The sequence below is a fragment of the Methylophaga sp. UBA5088 genome (assembly GCF_002414625.1).
Taxonomy (GTDB): Bacteria; Pseudomonadota; Gammaproteobacteria; order Nitrosococcales; family Methylophagaceae; genus Methylophaga; species Methylophaga marina.
The window spans coordinates 7591-10002 of record NZ_DIAC01000127.1 but is presented as its reverse complement, the minus strand read 5'-3'; the positions used below and the strand labels follow the sequence as shown (position 1 = coordinate 10002).

General features: G+C 45.2%; 2 protein-coding genes. One reads left to right on the top strand and one right to left on the bottom strand.

Annotated features, from left to right (window positions below; all coding sequences use genetic code 11):
• Positions 1–1450 (bottom strand): TonB-dependent receptor (locus B4K20_RS15710; protein ID WP_289283638.1); only part of this gene is annotated, 1450 nt, incomplete at its 3' end.
• Between the two features lie 159 nt (positions 1451–1609).
• Between B4K20_RS15710 and B4K20_RS15705 the strand changes: the two genes are divergently transcribed.
• On the top strand, positions 1610–2335 hold the full coding sequence (locus B4K20_RS15705; RefSeq protein ID WP_289283637.1) for a sulfite exporter TauE/SafE family protein: 726 nt from the start codon (positions 1610–1612) through the stop codon (positions 2333–2335).
• The last annotated feature ends 77 nt before the right edge of the window (positions 2336–2412 follow it).

Here is a 2412-nt window from a genome sequence, read left to right as displayed (position 1 = left end):
CGTAAAGATTCGGAGAACGTGTTTTCTGTGCATAACCAAATTCATAACTGGCGTTATCAGATGGGGTTAAGCGGCCTATCAATGTCAGATCGATATTGTTGTCAGTTTGGCTTCTATCTGCATTGTTGAAAGCAGTAGGGTCATAATTTGTCGAGTTATAACCTTGTACATCGTCGGCATCCATTTTCACTGTTTCATGACGTATGCCTGCTAATGTTGTCCATTTTGATGTCCAGTCCGCTTCCCATTCAGCAAAGACACCATAACGATCACGTTGACCATTGTTAATATTGATAAATGTGTTTGGCGACATCATCATGCCACCTGAAGCTTCCCAGTAGTCATCGAGACGGTAACGTTGGATATCAGCACCAATTCGGTAAAGATCACGCTCATTAGCATTGATCTCAGCTTTAACACTCAAGCCGCGATTATCACCTTCCGTTTCCATGGGCATACCAAATGCCGGCCCTGCCATTGATGGATATAAAAATTGCTTATCATCACCGAAATCCATTTTGTGATGGGTTTTTTCTCTATAAAGAGACGTCTCGAATGTGCCCCAGTCGAATAAGCCGTTATATATGAAATTGATACTATTACTGCGGTTTTCCAGCATATCCATACGTTGATTAGGGAAACCTTGGTATGGGATATCCTGATGTGCGAGTTTGACTTGTAATAAGTGATTATCGAGTTTAAAACCAAGGTTCAAAGCATGGTTACGTGTTTCATAAGCGGTTGAGCCGACTTCATCACCGTCCAACCAACCTCTATCTGAGGCTGCCGGTCCAGCGGCCTTGAAGTTATTCGCCGCATCGTAATTATTGGCTTTGCTGGTTGAGCCAGTATAGTTCAGACTAAAATTATCCGTCGCCAAAGTGGCTGACAAGTTAGCACCCCGTGCGTCACCGTTACTACGGTAGAAGGCGCCAATTTCTCCTTTTGACAAAACACTGTCAGCATCTTTAGCAAACTCCGGTTGTTTGCTTTTCGCAATGATGGTGCCGCCAATACTATCACCACCAGCACTGACAGGAGTGATGCCTGAATAGACTTTTAACTCAGATACATTGGTGGGTGAAATATAGGAAAGGGGGGGATTCATGTGGTTAGCACAGGCCGAGATTAGGTCCATGCCATCCACTTTAATGCGAAGCCTGTCATCTGCTAAACCACGAATCACCGGCAGACTTGATACACCCCCAGCACCATAGAGTGATACGCCGGGAATACCTTTCAGTAGTGAGGCCGTATCACTTGACTGAGCACGTTTTGATTTAAGTGCTTCCAGATCAAGCCCTGCGCTCTCTTGAGGTAAGGGGTGAATAGCTTGCCCAGAAACGGTGACTTTTTCTAGTTCTTCAACATCATGGCTATGCTCAGCATAGGCAATCGAGGGTAGGACAAAACTCAGCATAATGCTAAGTGACAGGCTGGTACGTTTCATTTATCTTCTCTCTCAGACAACTCAACTTGAAATTGTATGAATTTATACCCGTTAAAAAGTGTGGTTTTTCAATGTGCGGTGTGTGAAATGACACAATTTAATGCGAAAACGACGTGATAATGTGAAAATGAATCAAAAATTTAAGAGACATTTGTAAGCATGGCGGCCATCACTAGTTCCTATATCACGGCTTTTTTACTCGGGTTATTCAGCACCGTTCATTGTATTGCGATGTGTGGTTCGGTGATTGGCGCATTAACGTTGAGTTTGCCTAAAGAGGTCAGAGAGAGTCAGAGGCGAATGTTACCGTTCGTATTTAACTATAACCTTGGTCGAATCCTGAGCTACAGCTTTGCAGGTCTGATCGTCGGCTTATTGAGCTCACCTCTGACACAAATCAATGCACACTGGGTTCTGAGAGTGCTATCTGTCATTGTCATGATTTCAATGGGCTTGTATCTGGCCGGATGGTTTCCTAAGTTTGCCCGTGCTGAGCGTATGGGGGCGCCCTTATGGCGCAGGTTACAACCAATAGGTCAAAAGCTATTGCCTGTACGCAAAGTCAGTCAAGCATTTTTCCTCGGCATGGTCTGGGGCTGGCTACCATGTGGTCTGGTCTACGCGGCATTAGCTGTAGCGGCAACAGCAGGTGATCCGGTGAAAGGGGGCTTGGTCATGTTGGCATTTGGGGCTGGCACATTGCCCGCGGTGATGGGCGCTGGATTATTTACCGGTATGTTAGCTGCCTTAGGACGTTCAGCAAACTTACGTAAAACGGCAGGTTTACTGATCATTTTGATGGCAGTTGCGACGCTTTTCTGGCCAATGGAAAGTTTACATGAACACCATGCCATGCCTGACCATCAACATCAGATGCAGGGGTAAGCGTAATGAATGAAATTTTAGGCCAATCGCCTGATTTAACTCACATCTTGCGTACATTACCCATGATTGCTCTAAGT

Excerpts from the sequence above, each read along its gene's own strand:
- B4K20_RS15705 (WP_289283637.1), top strand. The coding sequence starts at position 1,610 with ATGGCGGCCATCACTAGTTCCTATATCACGGCTTTTTTACTCGGGTTA.